This is a genomic window from Stenotrophomonas sp. AGC87 (assembly GCF_057333975.1).
Window position 1 is genome coordinate 65,592 of sequence record NZ_JBHFHW010000010.1, and the last position, 13,696, is coordinate 79,287.

The following is a 13,696-nucleotide window of genomic DNA, read 5'->3' on the forward strand; positions in this document are numbered from 1 at the left end:
TCAGGCACCCTATGCGCGCCGTTGCCCGGGTGGCGAAACTGGTAGACGCATCGGACTTAAAATCCGCCGGGGGCGACCCCATGCCGGTTCGATTCCGGCCCCGGGCACCAAGGCTTTCAGCCTGTTATCCACAACCGCACAAGAATTGGCCTGTGCAGTTTTTGTGCAGTGAACGCTCAGGCCAGCTTCTTGATCGCATCGGCCAGATGGCCCGGCGCGAGGTGAGCATACCGCCTCGTCATCGCCAGCGAACTGTGCCCCAGCACCTCCGAAACCGTGTGCAGCGACACCCCGGCCTGCACCAGCCAGGACGCGCACGTATGGCGCAGATCATGCCAGCGCACGTCCTGCAGGCCGCAGGCCTCCCGCGCCGCCGCCCACGACGACCTGACTTGGTCCTCTGAGATCGGCAGGGGGAGCCGGTGAGCGATCCCCAGCACCTTCGGGTGCAGTGGCACAAGCTGCAGCGAGCTCGTCTTGCTCGTCCGGTCCAGCCGGATGAAGCCCTCCTTGACCTCGTGATGGGTCAGCCGCAGCAGGTGCCCACGGCGAATGCCCGTGTAGGCCGCCAGGCGCACGTAGTCGCCCGCCAATGGATTCGGGCAAGCCCTCGCCAGTGCCTCGACCTGTTCGGTCGTAAGGAACGTCTCGCGCGGCTTCTCCGGCAGCAGGCCAATCGCCGCCGGCCGCTCCAGCCAACCCCACTCCCGCCACGCCATCCGGGTGATTTGCCGCAGGATTCGGCCCTTGTGGTTCACGGTGGCCGGCGCGAGGTGGATTTCCTGTGCCTTGATCTCGGCCCACACCTTCGACACCTCCGACAGCTTGCGCCCGTTCGTGTAGGGCATCAGCGCCCTGACATGGGCGCGCGTCTTGTTCGCCGACCGCAACCGCGGCACATGCTCGATCAACCACTTCTCCAGGGCATCGCCGATCAGTCTTTCCGGCTCGCGACCAGCCGCAACGTCTTTGACGGAGGCGAGCCACTTGCGCTCGAACGCCTTGGCGTCTGCGAACGACCAGAGCCGAGAAGTCTTGCGATACGTTCGTCCGCCGTATCCGATGGTGACCTGATAGTGGCCGTTGGGGCGCTTGGTGACTGGCATGTCCTGACCTTGCATTTTGCCAACCATGCGTTCAGGTCAGCGGGGTGAATCCGATCCGATTTCGGGCCTTGCCCGAGGCGGCAGGCTGCGAGCTGGCCGGCGTCTATCGCCCGGCGGAGTGTCTTCGTGGAGCACTCGCAACGGTCGGCCGCCTGGGCGAGGGTCATCAGTTTCTCAGCCGCTCCCATGGCAGCCTCCTTTATGGTTGATCATGCGAACAGCTCCGGTTGGATGGGAAGTGCCGGCGGCGCCGGGCGGGGCGGCGCATTCCGCGTGCAACTCCCTGCGAAGGCAGTCATAGGCGGTGCGGCCATGCTCGTCGCTGCGGTCGATGAAGCCCAGGGCGCGTAGTGCCGCCTCACGTAGTGGCGTGCTGTTCTTCAGGAACCCGTGCAGCTCTTCCTGCGCCCCCGGCTGGCGGGCGGCGAGGGCGGCAGGGTCAAGCACCATCAGGGACCACACATGCTCGACCTCCAGCAGGCCAGCGTCGGACGGATGCGGGTCGTGGACCATCTTGCCGCCCCGCATCACTACGAAATGCCCACACCCGCGCGCCGAGGGACCATCGGCTAGGTACAGCCCTGCCGGGCGGTGGCTGGCAGGCTGCATGGACAGCCCGTATCCGCGCGAGAGTACGAACGCCTCCAGCGCTTCCCAGTAATCGCTGGCGACCAGGCCCTGCATGCTGGGCACATCCTCCAGCCGGATACCGAACAGGGATGCCAGCGCCGCCTCGGTGCAGTTTCCGGTGCAGACCTCGGGCGGCTGGCTCGGGTCATAGAACTTTGTCTGCTTGATCCAGCGCCCATCCCCCTGCACCTCGCCAACCTGCTGCTTGCCAGTTGCGGCAAGGGCGGTCCGTATTGCATCCAGCGCGTCCTGCTCGCGGACCATGAAGCACCGGCCATCCTCAACTGCTACGGGGACCGCAACAGTGTGTCGCTCTAGCAGCTCTTGCGCCATTTTGTCGATGTCAAGTCCGCTGCAATCCTGTTCCTGCCTGGCGATTCGGATGGCGTTGCGTGCGTAGTCCCGCATCTGTTCGGCGGAATAATGCCCCTGCACACGCTTGTCGTATCCATCGACCGGCGGCAGCGGCGGAAGCACCCCCTGCTGCTCGGCCAGCTCTGCGGGCTGCGATGCCGGGATTCCGGTATCGGCCAGCAGCGGCAGCGCCGCGCTCACAGCGGTGGCCAGCGTCCGGCGCAGCGTGGTGCCGCTGACCTGCCGGAACCCGTCTTCCTCCAGGTCGCAGGCGATGGCGTTGACGAACTTCTCGGTGCGTTCGGTGTTCATGCGGTCACTCCCAGTGCGGCAAGGTCCAGTTCGTCGACGCGATCGCGCAGCCGGTGGCACGCCTGGCGCAGCGCCAGTGCGACCTCGCGGCGCTGGTCGCGCGGGTAGAAGTGCAGGGATTGGATGTGCACCGCGCCGGTCAGGTCGCGGCGGAACAGGCGGTAGCAGACGATCCCGGTGTTGCCCATCGGGAAGCGGCCCCAGGAGAAGCCGCCGTTACGCTGCGGCGCGCGGCGGGTGACGGGGCGGCTCATGGCTTGCCTGCCTTCGCGGCCTTGCGCTGCTCCGCGCCACCCTCGACGACCTGCCGGCGGCTGATACCGGCCTTGTCGATCGCGGTGATGCCCAAGACCTCGATCTTCCCGCCAGCCTTGCGGAAGCGCTCCAGGGCGGCGGCGATCGTGCGCGACTCGGTTTCCTTCTGCTGCCGGGTCGGTGTGTCGAACAGCGGCTTCACGTGGATGCTGGTCATACGGCCTCCGCGAGGTCAGCCGCCAGCTGCCGCAGTACCGCACGCCGCCGGACTACTTCTGCCTTCCAAGCGTCGATCATTCCCTGCATCGCCTTGAGTGCGCCGAGGTGGAGCATTTCCCTGCCACGGACCACTTTTCCGGTGTAGCTGATCGGGTCCATGACTGCTACAGCGATCTGTACGCCATTCACGCTGACGTTGTAGCCGGTCTGACCGAGGCCCTTGACCTTCAGGTAATCATCTTCGGCCTTCTTCAACTTGGTGATTGCTTCATCCAACGCCTCAGCGGCGCTGGTCACTTCCTTCGTGGCGGGAATCTTGCTCATGCGTGGCTCCGTAGCAGCACGCGGCTCACCGGCCCGTGCCACAGGTTGAAGGTGTTGTTGATCTGGACCTGCACCGGGTCGCGCTTGATCGCCGGCAGCGGCGTGCGCAGGCGGCGGGCGTCGTTGGTGCACATGAAGCAGGTCGGTTCCTTGCCGCGCTTCCCCGCGTTGGGGAAGGACTCCAGCGGCAGGCGGCGGCAGCAGCCGGTGCAGGTCTTGCGGCTCATGACTTCACCAGCCGGGACTGCTGCAGCGTCGACCAGGTCAGCGGGTAGGGGCCGCGCTTGATCCGCCTGGCCGCGCCGTGCAGGGACAGGCCCAGCTGCGTGGCCACCTGCCTGGTGGTGTAGCTCTTGCCGTCGATGACGTGGGCGAACAGGGCCGCACGTGCCAGGCCGGCGCGGCGGGTGGACTTGGCGTGGCAGGGGTAAAGGCGAACGTCCATCAGGCGGCCTCCGCTACCGGACCGCGCAGGTCGCGCTCGAAGCCGTCGACCATGCCGCGGAACTGCTCCAGGTCCGCCGTCATCTTCTCGATGAAGGCATCGTCGCGGTCGAACTTGCGCCACCACAGCTGCCTGCCGACGGACTCCAGCGCCGGGCAGTAGAGGCCGATGTGCCACCACTTCCTGCCGGTGATCCACATGCAGCCCTGCGCCTGCTCGAACACCTCGCTCGCATCGTTGTCGATGTGGAAGGCGCGCAACTTCTCCGGGTTGATGAAGCACTTATATTCAGAGCCGCCATCGGTACTGATCAGGCCGTCTGCCGAGCAGCCGTAATGCTCGTCGTCCGTGAGGACAAACCCGGCGCGCTGCACGATCAGGCCTGACTGCAGCTCATGCTCGGCACGCGCTGCCGGTTCCAGCTCGTGCCCGCGGCGCATGGCGAACGTCTCGAACCCCTCGTCGAGCGGGTCGCCGCTGATCCGCTCGATCGCCAGGCGGAAGGCGTAGTTCTTGGCAGCCTCGCTGAAATCGCCCACCGGCTCGCCGGCGATGGCTTTCTCGATGATGGCCGAGCGCGGCACGGCCTTGTAGCCCGCACGCTCGGCCGCGGTCTTCTCCGACAGGCCGGACAGCACGGCGTCCACGAATGTGCGCTGCTGGTCGGTCAGCTCGCCCACGCGAGAGCGCGCGGTGGCGAACATGCTGGCGGTGATGACACCCGCGCGTGCGCGGTGCCATTCCGGGCTGCCTTGGTCACAGGGGAGCAGGATCACAGCGGCACCTCTTCATCGGCGGCATCCTGCTGTGCGTCAGCGTCGACCGCGTCGGCACGTTCGGCAACCGCCTTCAATGCTTCGTGCCCGGACGTGCCGATCATCTGCCGCTGTTCCTTGGTCAGCCGCCCCCACACGCCCTGGTACTCGGCCATGCCCGTTTCTGCGAACTCCTGCAGGTGGGCGTACAGCACGCGCCGCTCTTCGGTGTCTTCCGGGGCGGCCGGCGCCTGCCGGGTAATGACGCCCGCTGGCGGTCGGCGGTCGCCACGCGCGCTCTCGCCTTCGATGATCTCCTTGCCTTCCATTTCCTCGGCAGTCGGCTGGGAGCCCACCGCCTCGGGGAACGCCTTGCGCAGCGCCTGGGCCTCGGCACATTTCGCCAGCTGACCGCGCGCGCGCTTCGACCACATCGCATTGGGCGACTGGTCCTGGTCCTTGCCGCCCTTGATGGCGTAGTTCTCGATCCAGTATTCGATCGCCGTGTACTCGGCGATGTGGCCGCTGCGCAGTTGGCGGTAGACCGTGACCTCGCACCATTCGGGGAAGGTCACATCCCGGTTGCCAATCTGCTCGGTGACCATCGGCCCGAAAACCGGCTTGGACATGCCGGCAAACTCGCCGGTACGGGCAGCATCTGTCCGGTACAGGCCGATGCCGGGCATGACGACGTCGCGGGTCGTGCGCGCCTTGGCGTCCCACATCGGCACGATGTGGACCGGCTTCTTCATGGGATCGAGGCCGGCCGCCTTGCAGTAGGCGAGAACCAGGTCCACGGACGCATCGCTGGCGCCGGGATACAGGCTGGTCTTCAGTGCAGTCCGGATGGCGTAGGCCTGTTCTTCGGTGATCAGTTCGCCGGCAGCGGCGCGGGTGGTCATCTGGTTCATGGGGACCTCAGTAGCGGATGGCCACGGCCGGGACCTTGCCCTGCGCGATGGCGGTGATGACGGTGGCGGCGGCCTTGTCGTCAAGGCCCAGGGTGACCAGGGCGGCGACCGCGGCACGGTTGATCGTCCGGCGATGCTCAACGTCGGCAGCACGGCGCTCGTCCTCCCGGCGCTGCGCGTCGGCCTGCTGCTGGCGCTCGCGCTCAACGCGCTCGGCCTCTTCTTTCGCGCGTTGCTCGGCGGCAGCGACTGCCTCGGCCTTCTCGCGCTCGGCACGCTCTGCGGCATCTTTGGCGCGCTGCTCGGACTCAGCAGCCTCGCGGGCGGCACGTTCGGTCGCCTCGCGGGCTTCGCGTTCGGCGCGCTCCACGGCCTCGGCCGCTTCGCGCTTTGCCTTCTCGGCAGCCTCAGCCTGCAGGCGGGCCTCACGCTCGGCACGCTCACGTTCTGCTGCCTCGTCGGCGATGCGCTTCTGTTCCGCGGCCTCCGCGGCGCGCACAGCGTCCTCGCGGGCACGAATCTGTTCTTCCCGGCGGGCGATCTCGGCCAAGCGGGCGGCTTCGACCTCTGCCTTGGCGCGTTCTTCGGCTTCGATGCGCTCGCGCTCGATGCGCTCCTGCTCGGCCTCCCAATCGGTCAGGGGCTGGCGCACTTCATCGCGCAGTGCATCGAGGGTGTCGCGGGCCTTCTTGCGCGCCGAATCGATATCGCCGGTCTGCTTCTTCAAGTCGGCGACCAGCGCCTTGCCGGCGGCATCGATCGCGGTCTTCGACTGCGACACCTTGTAGGCGATCGATGCGATCTCCTTGCGGCCCGCCACAGTCTTGAGATTGGGTACCAGGCTGGTGGCTTCCTCGCGGATGCGGTGCAGCAGGTCGTCCAGCTTGCCGCCCGTGAACACCTCCAGGGCGTTGACGGTTTCCAGTGGGATCAGTGCGTCAGACACGGGCAGTTCCTTTGTCATGAGGATTGGTTGGATAGGTGCCGGCATTGGGGATCCCGGCCGGCGCGGGTGGTGCTGCCCGTGGGGAGCGGGCAGCGGGGGATTACGCAACTGCTGCGAGGTCTTCCTGCGGCGCGGCGCCCTTGCCCTGCGCGCTCGGCGGGATCAGGGTCAGCTCCACGTCTTCCTGAATCAGGCCGCAGAGGGCGCCGGCTTCTTCTTGGTCCGGGTGGAACACCACGTTGAAGGTGACCGCCACGCTGCCGCCCTCGAGGGGCTCGAACTTGAACTTCTTGAGCAGCGCATCGGTGATGGCCAGCGGCTCGGACAGGCCCAGGCCGGAGCCCAGCACCACCTCATAGCCCGGGAACTCTTCGTCCCAGGACAGCGCGCCGATGCGCGGGAACTTCACCGACACCAGGCCGTCGGTGCCTTCGATCAAGTCCTGCTGCTCACCGGTGTTGGCCTTGCGATACAGCGCCTTGCGCAGGTCCTTGTGGAACTGGTCCAACGCGCTGTTGCCGACGACGACAGCGATCTTGATATCGGCGGCGAGCTTGTTGTCCTCGCCGTGCTTCTCGGCGCGGGGGTTGAACGATGCGACCTTTGCGGTCACGCCTGCGAGTTGGAACATGGTGTTGCCTCTCGGTTGTGCCGGGCGTGCCGGCGGGGAAATCAGGACCAGGCCGCCGGCCAGCACATCGCGCACCCGAGGGCAGCGACGATCGCGTAGCAGGCAATGCAGGCGGCGAAGTCGGACCAGCTGCGGCAGCCGGTGGCGGTCAGGAGGCGCATGCCTGCTCTCCGGTGGCCTTGTCGATGGCGTCAATCTGCTCGCGCCATTCGTCGATGAACTCGCAGTAGTCACTGCTTGCCAGCCACTGGCGATGGACTGCTTCGACGTCGCCGCTGGGGCAGACGCGCACCAGCCACGCCTCGAAAAGAAACCCCTCCGTCTCCCTGACTGCCTTGGTCAGCGCCTTCAGCAGCTCCGGTGCGGCGGCGGCGATCCTGGTGGCGGCTTCGCCGTCTGCCTCGGCCACGCTGTACTCGGTGACGACCAGGCCCGTGGTCGACGGCGGGTTGATCGGCGGCAGGCCCTGCTGCATCGCCTTGATGAAGTCGGTGTCGGTCATGACGCAGCCTCGATTTCCGCATCGAGCTCTTCTTCCCAAGCGCAGCTGTGCTGGTCGCGCAGGAAGCGATAGCGCTTGGCGTCCTCTTCGAGGGACTCCAGCTTTTCGGTCAACTGGATAACGCGACCTTCCAGCGTCCTGTTCTTGGCAGAGAGTTCGTCGGCGACCTTGATCCATTCGCCCAGCAATTCGGTATGCGTCTTTTCGCTCATTGCATTGCTCCCACCACCAGGGCGAACACAGCGCCGAGGCAGAACGCGATGAAGTAGGCGGCCATGTGGCCGATGGCGTAGCGGTGCGCGGCGCGGTCGGCTGCGGTCATGCGGCACCGCCTTTGACGCGGGCGAGGGCGGTGTTTACGGCATCCATCTCGGCAGAGGCATCGCGCCCGAAACCCTCAAACTCGGCACGGTCATGAAGCCGGGTAGCAGCCTCGATCAGCTCGGCGACTGCGGCGCGGGCCGCTTCGAACTCGTCGGCCGCTTCGTCTGCGCCTATGACGCGAGCGGTCATCTCTGCGGCGTCCAGCACCGCCAGCACATCGACAGGGCCGCTCATGCCGCGTCCTCCATGTCACCGGCCGCAAAGGTCTTCATCTGCGAGTCGACGCGGTCGGACATGTTGTTGACCAGATCGGCCAGCTCGCGGGCCCAAGGCAGCAGGTGCGCCGGGATCTGCTGAGCCATCAGGAAGTGCACGACGTGCCGGGCACCGCTCAGCGACGAAACGACGTTCGCGGTTTCAGCTTCCGTCTCCAGCTCCGCCGCCACCTGGTCGCAGGCGAACTGGAAGGCCTCGTCATCCGGCGCGCACTCGCCGTGGCCGTCGTAGCTGCGCTGGGCGTTGCGGTCCAAGTCGTGTGCCGTGTGGATGGACATGGCTCAGGCCTCCAGCACGGTGAAGGACGGGCCGGTGTAGACCGGCGACGAGGTGCGGATGCCGTAGACCAGCGAGAGCAGGCGGCCACGGTTCGAGTCGTTCAGTTCATCGCCGTAGACGGCCGGCTGGCGGATGGCGGCGTTGGCGGCCTCCGCAACATCGGTGCCAATCAAGTTGGCGGCCTGGTAATCGGCGATCAGCTGGGTGGCGGTTGCGATGTCCATGGTGGAGCCCCGTTGGATGGCCCGGTGTGGGCCGACGGGTATCAGTCTAGCGAACTAGACCGAGCAGTCAAGAGAACTAGACGCACTAGACCGCAAATATTTATGAACGTCTGTAGATTCGTTCAGCTAAAGGCTTTTTTAAGAACCGCCCAGGTGTGTTCGGTGAACCAGAAGATGGCGGGGTAAAAAAGTACCCAAAATGCGATGACGTTCGTTCGATAGTGCTCAAAACGAGGGCGGGGCTTGGGTACTGCGGAGAGTGCTCTCGCAAATGAAGACGGGTCAGCGTCGAAAGGGAAACGAGCTTGCTCTCCTCCTGACGCATGAAGGATCGCTGTCCCGGAATCAAGCACCGTGGCTGTGCGGTATTTCTGCTGCGGGTCAGGGAACGTCAGGCCGACTGAGTCCGAACAGGGCTGAACCCTGTCAACAACATAGCCGGCCCTGATCAGCGCCGTGATCCTGTGCACTGCGAGGGCTTCGACTGGCGGCGACACTCAATCCTCCCAGCTTCCAATCCAACGCACGCGCCCGACTATCTGAATCGGGTTCCGTTTGTCGTCCAGGCGTTTCGCCTTCTTCCAGCGATGATCGCCGTTGGGGTTGTCCGCTTTGAAATACACCAAGTCATCCAGCATTTCGCACCGTTTCACCTGGTACTCAGCGTTGTGGGCACCAGGCACCAGGATCACGAACAGGGCACCGTCACGTGGACGGGTGTCGCTCGTGTCGAAAAGGATGGCGTCGCCCGACTGGATGCGGGGTTCCATGGAATCGCCCTGGCCATACATCACCGCCAAGGCAGGCGCGCGCAGGCGCTTCCTCGCGAGCGATGATGCCTTGAACTTGAGCTTGTGCGTTTCCGCGTACTCAGACGCCTCGGGTCCCCCACCAAGCCCCATGGCCTGCGAGTAGCCCCTCACGTCTTCCCACTGCTGCTCATCGACTGGGGCGCCACCTTCCATAGGCCCACGGCCATACTGAAGCCAGTCCGGGTTCACCTGTAGGGCTGCAGAGAGCTTGGCTACCGTTGAGGCGCGTATCTTCTCGGCCTTGGTGGTGCCGTCCAGGATGAAGTAGATGCCGGCCTTGCTCAGCACCTTCCGGGCGATCAGATCGCTCGGCGTCATCTCCCGGAGCGCAAGCGCTCGTTTTACTCGTTCAGCCATCGTCTCCATAGGACTAGAAAAGTAGACTGAATGGAGGCTAGAGCGCTTGACATCGAAGTCTAGAGAGCTAGACTGCTGCTCTATGGACATGACCAAAGCCTCCGTTAAGACGTTGCTCGGCCTGGAGTCGGATGCCGAGCTTGCCCGCTTTTTCAACGTGAGCCGTGGTGCGGTCTTCCATTGGCCGGAAGAGCAGCCCATCCCGGATTCCCGGCAGTGGGAGCTGAAAGCCCGCCGGCCCGATCTCTTCGCCCCGGCCACCAAATCCTCTCGCCGTCGCAAGTCCACCCCAGCCGTTGCCGCGGGGGCCTGAGATGAGCCAGGACGACACGAAAACCATTCGCCTGGGATGGATCGCACTGGTTGTGGTCGTAGATGCCAGCGGCCAGGCCACCTCGGCACATACGGAGCTGCACGCCGAAAAAGGGTTAACCCCGCGTGGTGCCCTGACATTTGCACAGGTCGCCGAGGTCGCTGAGGCCGACCTTATCGAACGAGCCCTCCCGGCCGATGAATCGCGGATCACCGCAACAGGAGCGGCGCCCCGAGAAGGGCACGCCGCTGTATGTGCGATGGATGGGGATGCCTCAGCTTGCCCCTGCCAGCGACCTATTTCTGAAAGCCAGAACCGCGATTCGGAACCCGGAGCGCATTGATGATGTCCTCCCTGATCGCAGTCACATCGATCCCAACCGATAGCGACTTGTCGCAGTTCGGGCAGTCGTATGAAAGCGCATTCCAGGCCTTTGCAGGCTGCACAGCCTTGATGACCCTGAGATTGACCTGCTTGAACTCGGCGTTGCAGTGCGGACACAAGCTCATGGATTCCCCCTCGTCGGTGGGTAGTGGTGTGGAAATCGCATCCTACCGCGAGCGGGGATCCGCCTCTTCTAAGGCCGCCTGACATGACCACCTCACCGGCCACCGGTGGGGAAGGGCACCACGGTGCCGCTGCCGATCACCGCGCTGCGCCGCCGCTGGGCCACTGGCCGCACCTGCACTTTCCGTCCCACCCGCTTCAGGACGAAGCACTTACCTCCACTCCGCACGAGCGTGAGGACGTTGGTTTCGGCTGACTGATCACGTTTCGACACTGGCTGCACTCCGTTGGGGTGCGGCCATTTTCAGAACCATCCAGGGGAACGCAGGGGTTTACGTAGACACCCGCATTCCCACCGTCCGAGATAACCGCATGAAAACCCTGACGATTTCCTACGAGAACGGGCTCTCGCGCAGCAGAAGTCTCCGCGAACACGTTGCCACACGGGTCTACAGCGGCGCAGGCGTGACAGCCATCGCCGGGAAGCTCGATATGGCTCCTTCGAAGCTCAGCGAGAAGCTGGCCGGATGCGACAGCGGCGGCAAGCTGCGCGGCCTGTCGGTAGACGATTTCGAGCGCTACCTCGCCGAGACAAAAGACTTCACGCCGATCCACTACCTCATCCAGAAGTACCTCGAATGTCCTGACGTGCAGCAAGCCGAAGCGTTGGCGAAGCTCCAGCAGCTGTCCAACCAGTTCAGTGCGCTGGCCGAGCAGCTGGGAGGGAAGTGGCCGTGAACGCCTCTGACATCGCGCGAGAAGAGCGCATCGAGAGCCTTCGCGGCTTGGTGATGGCTGCTTTTGAGGCTGGAGACCGGGAAGAACTGCGCCGCGTCTACAGCGAGTACCGGGCGGCATCACTAGCCCGGTCACCTGAGCAGGTCGCCGTGCTGGACCAAAAGATGATGGCGCGCGTCATGGAGGCCGAACATGGCCGGTGACTGGATCAAGATGCGCTCCAACCTCGCAACGAGTCCGAAAGTTGTCCGCATCGCGTCCGCATTGAAAGCGGACAGGCTTCGCGTCATCGGTGGACTGCACGCGGTTTGGTGTCTGTTCGATGCGCATTCCGACGACGGCACGCTGGTCGGTTACTCGCCGGTCGTGCTGGACGATCTGATCGGCTGGCCGGGCTTTTCGGCCGCCATGATCGCCGTGGAATGGATGCTCGAAGAAGGCGAAAACCTTGTCGTACCAAGGTTTGACGACCATAACGGGGCATCGGCGAAGCGCCGTGCACAGGACGCAGACAGGAAGAAGAACGTCCGCAATATGTCCGCACCGGCGTCCGCATCCGAAGCGGACAAAAAGCGGACTAGAGAAGAGAAGAGAAGAGAAGAAGAAAAGAACCCCCCAACCCCCCCGGCTGACGCCGAGGGGCAGAAGTCGGGTCGACGGAAGCGGGAGAAGATCACGTTCTCGGCGTTCCTCGACCAATGCCAGGCCGCTGGCGAATCGGCGATCCCGAAGAACGATCCGATCTTCACGTTCGCCAACGACACGGGGATTCCGAAGGACTACCTGCACCTGGCATGGCGCGAGTTCTCGGCCCGGCATCGCGCCGACGGCCGGATGCAGAAGGATTGGCGCGCCCACTTCCGCGACGCCGTGCGCCGGAACTGGTTCAAGCTCTGGTGGTTCCCGGATACCGGCTCCTGCGATCTGACCACGGCAGGCGTGCAGCTGGCCCGGGAGCGTGACGCCGAGCGCGTCCGTGAGCAGGGGGAGGTCGAATGAGCGCCCAGCCTGCCTACCGCGACGACTACGCCTATCTGCCGGTGCCGCCGCATTCGGTCGACTCGGAGCAATCGGTCCTCGGCGGACTGATGCTGGCCCCGGAAGCCCTGCGAGAGGTCCGCGATCTGCTGGCCGAGCAGGACTTCTATCGCCGCGACCACCAGATGATCTACCAGGCCATCTGCGACCTGGCCGACCGTGAGCAGCCCTTCGATGCGGTGCTGCTGGCCAACTGGTTCGAGAACCACGGCAAGCTGGAGCTGGTCGCCGATGGCGGCTACCTGATCGAGCTGGCCAGCACCGTGCCGTCGGCAGCGAACATCCGGGCATACGCGCAGGTGGTGCGGAACAAAGCATTGCTGCGCGGCGTGATCCAACGCGCCGGCGAGATCACCAACGAAGCCTATGAGGTTGCCGACGAAGACGCCGAGGCCCTCGTGGCCAGCGCCACCGCCAAGTTCGCCAACCTGAGCGTTCAGGCGGGCGGTACCGGCGGGCTGCTGCTGGTGCGCAGCGAGCTGCCGGGCATGTGGGCTGAAATGGAGGCCCGCTTCGAGGGCACAGCCGATCTTGGCTTGGTCCCGCCGTGGCACAACGTGGCGCGCAAGCTGCCCGGGTTGGAGCCGACCGACCTGATGATCCTGGCCGCCCGCCCGTCGATGGGCAAGACAGCCAACATGCTGGAGTGGGTCTACAGCGTTGCCGACCACGGCAAAAATGCCGCCGTTTTCAGCCTGGAGATGAGCCGCCGACAGCTGCTGATGCGGCTGGCGAGCATGCATTCCGGCGTCCCGCTGTCGCGCATGCGAGTCAAAGGGGAGCTGACCGACGAGGACTGGCACAAGCTCAGCATCGCCCGCAACCACCTTCACGGGCTGGCGCTGGCGATCGATGACTGCGGGTCGCTGCCGGTGGACTCGCTGGTCGCTCGAGCGTCGCGCATGCACGCCAAGGTCAGTGGTGGGCTCAGCATCATCGCGGTCGATTACCTGCAGCTGCTGTCCGGTCCGGCCAAGGCAGGCAACCGAACGGAGGAGGTTTCGTACATCTCCCGCACGCTGAAACAGCTGGCCAAGAACCTCGGCTGCCCCGTGATAGCGCTGTCTCAGCTCAACCGCGGCGTGGAAACGCGAACCGACAAGCGCCCGGTCATGGCCGACCTGCGCGAGTCCGGCGGCATCGAGCAGGACGCCGACGTGATCGCGATGCTCTACCGCGACGACTACTACACGAAGGACCTGTGCGGCGCGCCCGGCGTGTCGGAATTCATCCTCGCGAAGAACCGCCAGGGCGAGACGGGCACCGCCTACCTGCGGCACCACCTCGAATGCAGCCGCTTCGAGAACTACCACGGCGACAAGCCGAACTACACGTTGCGGACCGCGATCCGCGCCTCCGCTGATGACGACGGCGACGGGTTCGATGTCCCGCGCGGTCGCCGCAAGAGCGGCAAAGAACTGGCCCAAGGAGACTGACC

Annotated in this window: 25 protein-coding genes, 1 tRNA gene and 1 pseudogene; 8 read left to right on the forward strand and 19 right to left on the reverse strand. The window is 65.1% G+C overall.

Translation table 11 applies throughout. From position 1 onward, the window contains the following. The first annotated feature begins 23 nt into the window (after positions 1-23). Positions 24-110: transfer RNA gene (locus tag ACE026_RS04430), tRNA-Leu, on the forward strand. Positions 111-176: 66 nt separating this feature from the next. Here ACE026_RS04430 and ACE026_RS04435 read toward each other — a convergent pair. The 19 genes and pseudogenes from ACE026_RS04435 to ACE026_RS04525 all read right to left on the reverse strand — a co-directional run bounded on the left by ACE026_RS04435 (position 177) and on the right by ACE026_RS04525 (position 9,662). Further along, entirely contained in the window at positions 177-1,106 is a 930-nt protein-coding gene (locus ACE026_RS04435) for a tyrosine-type recombinase/integrase (protein ID WP_486038074.1), read from the reverse strand. Positions 1,107-1,129: 23 nt separating this feature from the next. Beyond that, positions 1,130-1,294, reverse strand: a pseudogene (locus ACE026_RS04440) (helix-turn-helix domain-containing protein); the annotation flags it as partial. After that, positions 1,281-2,402, reverse strand: a complete 1,122-nt coding sequence (locus ACE026_RS04445) for a hypothetical protein (protein WP_486038075.1) — start codon at positions 2,400-2,402, stop codon at positions 1,281-1,283. The pseudogene ACE026_RS04440 and the gene ACE026_RS04445, both read right to left, overlap by 14 nt. After that, on the reverse strand, positions 2,399-2,656 hold the full coding sequence (locus ACE026_RS04450; RefSeq protein WP_486038077.1) for a hypothetical protein: 258 nt from the start codon (positions 2,654-2,656) through the stop codon (positions 2,399-2,401). The genes ACE026_RS04445 and ACE026_RS04450 overlap by 4 nt, the downstream gene beginning before the upstream one ends. Further along, entirely contained in the window at positions 2,653-2,874 is a 222-nt protein-coding gene (locus ACE026_RS04455; RefSeq protein ID WP_486038079.1) for a hypothetical protein, read from the reverse strand. Before ACE026_RS04455 ends, ACE026_RS04450 begins: the two co-directional genes overlap by 4 nt. Further along, positions 2,871-3,200 carry a hypothetical protein gene (locus ACE026_RS04460; protein WP_486038081.1) on the reverse strand — a complete coding sequence of 110 codons (330 nt, stop codon included), beginning with the start codon at positions 3,198-3,200 and terminating at the stop codon, positions 2,871-2,873. Before ACE026_RS04460 ends, ACE026_RS04455 begins: the two co-directional genes overlap by 4 nt. Beyond that, positions 3,197-3,427, reverse strand: a complete 231-nt coding sequence (locus ACE026_RS04465) for a hypothetical protein (RefSeq protein ID WP_486038083.1) — start codon at positions 3,425-3,427, stop codon at positions 3,197-3,199. The genes ACE026_RS04460 and ACE026_RS04465 overlap by 4 nt, the downstream gene beginning before the upstream one ends. After that, a complete protein-coding gene (locus ACE026_RS04470; RefSeq protein WP_343313615.1) occupies positions 3,424-3,645 on the reverse strand; it encodes a hypothetical protein in 222 nt (73 codons plus the stop codon). The genes ACE026_RS04465 and ACE026_RS04470 overlap by 4 nt, the downstream gene beginning before the upstream one ends. After that, positions 3,645-4,421, reverse strand: a complete 777-nt coding sequence (locus ACE026_RS04475) for a lambda exonuclease family protein (protein WP_486038085.1) — start codon at positions 4,419-4,421, stop codon at positions 3,645-3,647. The genes ACE026_RS04470 and ACE026_RS04475 overlap by 1 nt, the downstream gene beginning before the upstream one ends. Beyond that, complete coding sequence (gene bet, locus ACE026_RS04480; protein WP_486038087.1) at positions 4,418-5,311, reverse strand: phage recombination protein Bet; 894 nt, start codon at positions 5,309-5,311, stop codon at positions 4,418-4,420. The genes ACE026_RS04475 and bet overlap by 4 nt, the downstream gene beginning before the upstream one ends. A gap of 7 nt (positions 5,312-5,318) precedes the next feature. Next, the gene (locus ACE026_RS04485) at positions 5,319-6,257 is read right to left on the reverse strand and encodes a hypothetical protein (protein ID WP_486038089.1); all 939 of its coding nucleotides are present in this window, start codon (positions 6,255-6,257) and stop codon (positions 5,319-5,321) included. 100 nt (positions 6,258-6,357) lie between these two features. Beyond that, positions 6,358-6,888 (reverse strand): hypothetical protein, encoded by a 531-nt coding sequence (locus ACE026_RS04490; protein WP_486038091.1) that lies wholly within the window; start codon positions 6,886-6,888, stop codon positions 6,358-6,360. A 148-nt stretch (positions 6,889-7,036) separates the two neighbouring features. Beyond that, a complete protein-coding gene (locus ACE026_RS04495) occupies positions 7,037-7,390 on the reverse strand; it encodes a hypothetical protein (protein ID WP_486038093.1) in 354 nt (117 codons plus the stop codon). After that, positions 7,387-7,602 carry a hypothetical protein gene (locus ACE026_RS04500; RefSeq protein WP_486038095.1) on the reverse strand — a complete coding sequence of 72 codons (216 nt, stop codon included), beginning with the start codon at positions 7,600-7,602 and terminating at the stop codon, positions 7,387-7,389. Before ACE026_RS04500 ends, ACE026_RS04495 begins: the two co-directional genes overlap by 4 nt. 106 nt (positions 7,603-7,708) lie before the next feature. Beyond that, positions 7,709-7,948, reverse strand: a complete 240-nt coding sequence (locus ACE026_RS04505; protein WP_486038097.1) for a hypothetical protein — start codon at positions 7,946-7,948, stop codon at positions 7,709-7,711. Next, positions 7,945-8,268, reverse strand: coding sequence for a hypothetical protein (locus ACE026_RS04510; RefSeq protein ID WP_486038099.1), 324 nt, complete (start codon positions 8,266-8,268; stop codon positions 7,945-7,947). The genes ACE026_RS04505 and ACE026_RS04510 overlap by 4 nt, the downstream gene beginning before the upstream one ends. Before the next feature lie 3 nt (positions 8,269-8,271). Next, on the reverse strand, positions 8,272-8,493 hold the full coding sequence (locus ACE026_RS04515) for a hypothetical protein (protein ID WP_486038101.1): 222 nt from the start codon (positions 8,491-8,493) through the stop codon (positions 8,272-8,274). Between the two features lie 122 nt (positions 8,494-8,615). Continuing rightward, the gene (locus tag ACE026_RS04520; RefSeq protein WP_486038103.1) at positions 8,616-8,990 is read right to left on the reverse strand and encodes a hypothetical protein; all 375 of its coding nucleotides are present in this window, start codon (positions 8,988-8,990) and stop codon (positions 8,616-8,618) included. Beyond that, positions 8,991-9,662, reverse strand: coding sequence for a S24 family peptidase (locus ACE026_RS04525; RefSeq protein ID WP_246863979.1), 672 nt, complete (start codon positions 9,660-9,662; stop codon positions 8,991-8,993). 82 nt (positions 9,663-9,744) lie between these two features. Between ACE026_RS04525 and ACE026_RS04530 the strand changes: the two genes are divergently transcribed. The 7 genes from ACE026_RS04530 (at position 9,745) to dnaB (ending at position 13,694) form a co-directional block, all read left to right on the forward strand. Continuing rightward, complete coding sequence (locus tag ACE026_RS04530) at positions 9,745-9,975, forward strand: helix-turn-helix domain-containing protein (protein ID WP_486038106.1); 231 nt, start codon at positions 9,745-9,747, stop codon at positions 9,973-9,975. A 1-nt stretch (position 9,976) separates the two neighbouring features. Further along, positions 9,977-10,318 (forward strand): hypothetical protein, encoded by a 342-nt coding sequence (locus tag ACE026_RS04535; RefSeq protein WP_486038108.1) that lies wholly within the window; start codon positions 9,977-9,979, stop codon positions 10,316-10,318. A gap of 249 nt (positions 10,319-10,567) precedes the next feature. Continuing rightward, positions 10,568-10,738, forward strand: a complete 171-nt coding sequence (locus ACE026_RS04540; protein WP_486038110.1) for a hypothetical protein — start codon at positions 10,568-10,570, stop codon at positions 10,736-10,738. A 116-nt stretch (positions 10,739-10,854) separates the two neighbouring features. Continuing rightward, a complete protein-coding gene (locus ACE026_RS04545; RefSeq protein WP_486038112.1) occupies positions 10,855-11,220 on the forward strand; it encodes a hypothetical protein in 366 nt (121 codons plus the stop codon). Further along, positions 11,217-11,423, forward strand: coding sequence for a hypothetical protein (locus ACE026_RS04550; protein WP_486038114.1), 207 nt, complete (start codon positions 11,217-11,219; stop codon positions 11,421-11,423). Before ACE026_RS04545 ends, ACE026_RS04550 begins: the two co-directional genes overlap by 4 nt. After that, positions 11,413-12,219, forward strand: coding sequence for a hypothetical protein (locus ACE026_RS04555; protein ID WP_486038116.1), 807 nt, complete (start codon positions 11,413-11,415; stop codon positions 12,217-12,219). The genes ACE026_RS04550 and ACE026_RS04555 overlap by 11 nt, the downstream gene beginning before the upstream one ends. Then, positions 12,216-13,694 (forward strand): replicative DNA helicase, encoded by a 1,479-nt coding sequence (gene dnaB / locus ACE026_RS04560; protein WP_102789494.1) that lies wholly within the window; start codon positions 12,216-12,218, stop codon positions 13,692-13,694. The genes ACE026_RS04555 and dnaB overlap by 4 nt, the downstream gene beginning before the upstream one ends. Positions 13,695-13,696 lie beyond the last annotated feature (2 nt).

Coding starts and splice junctions, on each gene's coding strand:
- ACE026_RS04435 (WP_486038074.1), bottom strand. CDS start 1,106: ATGCCAGTCACCAAGCGCCCCAACGGCCACTATCAGGTCACCATCGGA.
- ACE026_RS04445 (WP_486038075.1), bottom strand. CDS start 2,402: ATGAACACCGAACGCACCGAGAAGTTCGTCAACGCCATCGCCTGCGAC.
- ACE026_RS04450 (WP_486038077.1), bottom strand. CDS start 2,656: ATGAGCCGCCCCGTCACCCGCCGCGCGCCGCAGCGTAACGGCGGCTTC.
- ACE026_RS04455 (WP_486038079.1), bottom strand. CDS start 2,874: ATGACCAGCATCCACGTGAAGCCGCTGTTCGACACACCGACCCGGCAG.
- ACE026_RS04460 (WP_486038081.1), bottom strand. CDS start 3,200: ATGAGCAAGATTCCCGCCACGAAGGAAGTGACCAGCGCCGCTGAGGCG.
- ACE026_RS04465 (WP_486038083.1), bottom strand. CDS start 3,427: ATGAGCCGCAAGACCTGCACCGGCTGCTGCCGCCGCCTGCCGCTGGAG.
- ACE026_RS04470 (WP_343313615.1), bottom strand. CDS start 3,645: ATGGACGTTCGCCTTTACCCCTGCCACGCCAAGTCCACCCGCCGCGCC.
- bet (WP_486038087.1), bottom strand. CDS start 5,311: ATGAACCAGATGACCACCCGCGCCGCTGCCGGCGAACTGATCACCGAA.
- ACE026_RS04490 (WP_486038091.1), bottom strand. CDS start 6,888: ATGTTCCAACTCGCAGGCGTGACCGCAAAGGTCGCATCGTTCAACCCC.
- ACE026_RS04495 (WP_486038093.1), bottom strand. CDS start 7,390: ATGACCGACACCGACTTCATCAAGGCGATGCAGCAGGGCCTGCCGCCG.
- ACE026_RS04500 (WP_486038095.1), bottom strand. CDS start 7,602: ATGAGCGAAAAGACGCATACCGAATTGCTGGGCGAATGGATCAAGGTC.
- ACE026_RS04505 (WP_486038097.1), bottom strand. CDS start 7,948: ATGAGCGGCCCTGTCGATGTGCTGGCGGTGCTGGACGCCGCAGAGATG.
- ACE026_RS04510 (WP_486038099.1), bottom strand. CDS start 8,268: ATGTCCATCCACACGGCACACGACTTGGACCGCAACGCCCAGCGCAGC.
- ACE026_RS04515 (WP_486038101.1), bottom strand. CDS start 8,493: ATGGACATCGCAACCGCCACCCAGCTGATCGCCGATTACCAGGCCGCC.
- ACE026_RS04525 (WP_246863979.1), bottom strand. CDS start 9,662: ATGGCTGAACGAGTAAAACGAGCGCTTGCGCTCCGGGAGATGACGCCG.
- ACE026_RS04530 (WP_486038106.1), top strand. CDS start 9,745: ATGGACATGACCAAAGCCTCCGTTAAGACGTTGCTCGGCCTGGAGTCG.
- ACE026_RS04535 (WP_486038108.1), top strand. CDS start 9,977: ATGAGCCAGGACGACACGAAAACCATTCGCCTGGGATGGATCGCACTG.
- ACE026_RS04540 (WP_486038110.1), top strand. CDS start 10,568: ATGACCACCTCACCGGCCACCGGTGGGGAAGGGCACCACGGTGCCGCT.
- ACE026_RS04545 (WP_486038112.1), top strand. CDS start 10,855: ATGAAAACCCTGACGATTTCCTACGAGAACGGGCTCTCGCGCAGCAGA.
- ACE026_RS04555 (WP_486038116.1), top strand. CDS start 11,413: ATGGCCGGTGACTGGATCAAGATGCGCTCCAACCTCGCAACGAGTCCG.
- dnaB (WP_102789494.1), top strand. CDS start 12,216: ATGAGCGCCCAGCCTGCCTACCGCGACGACTACGCCTATCTGCCGGTG.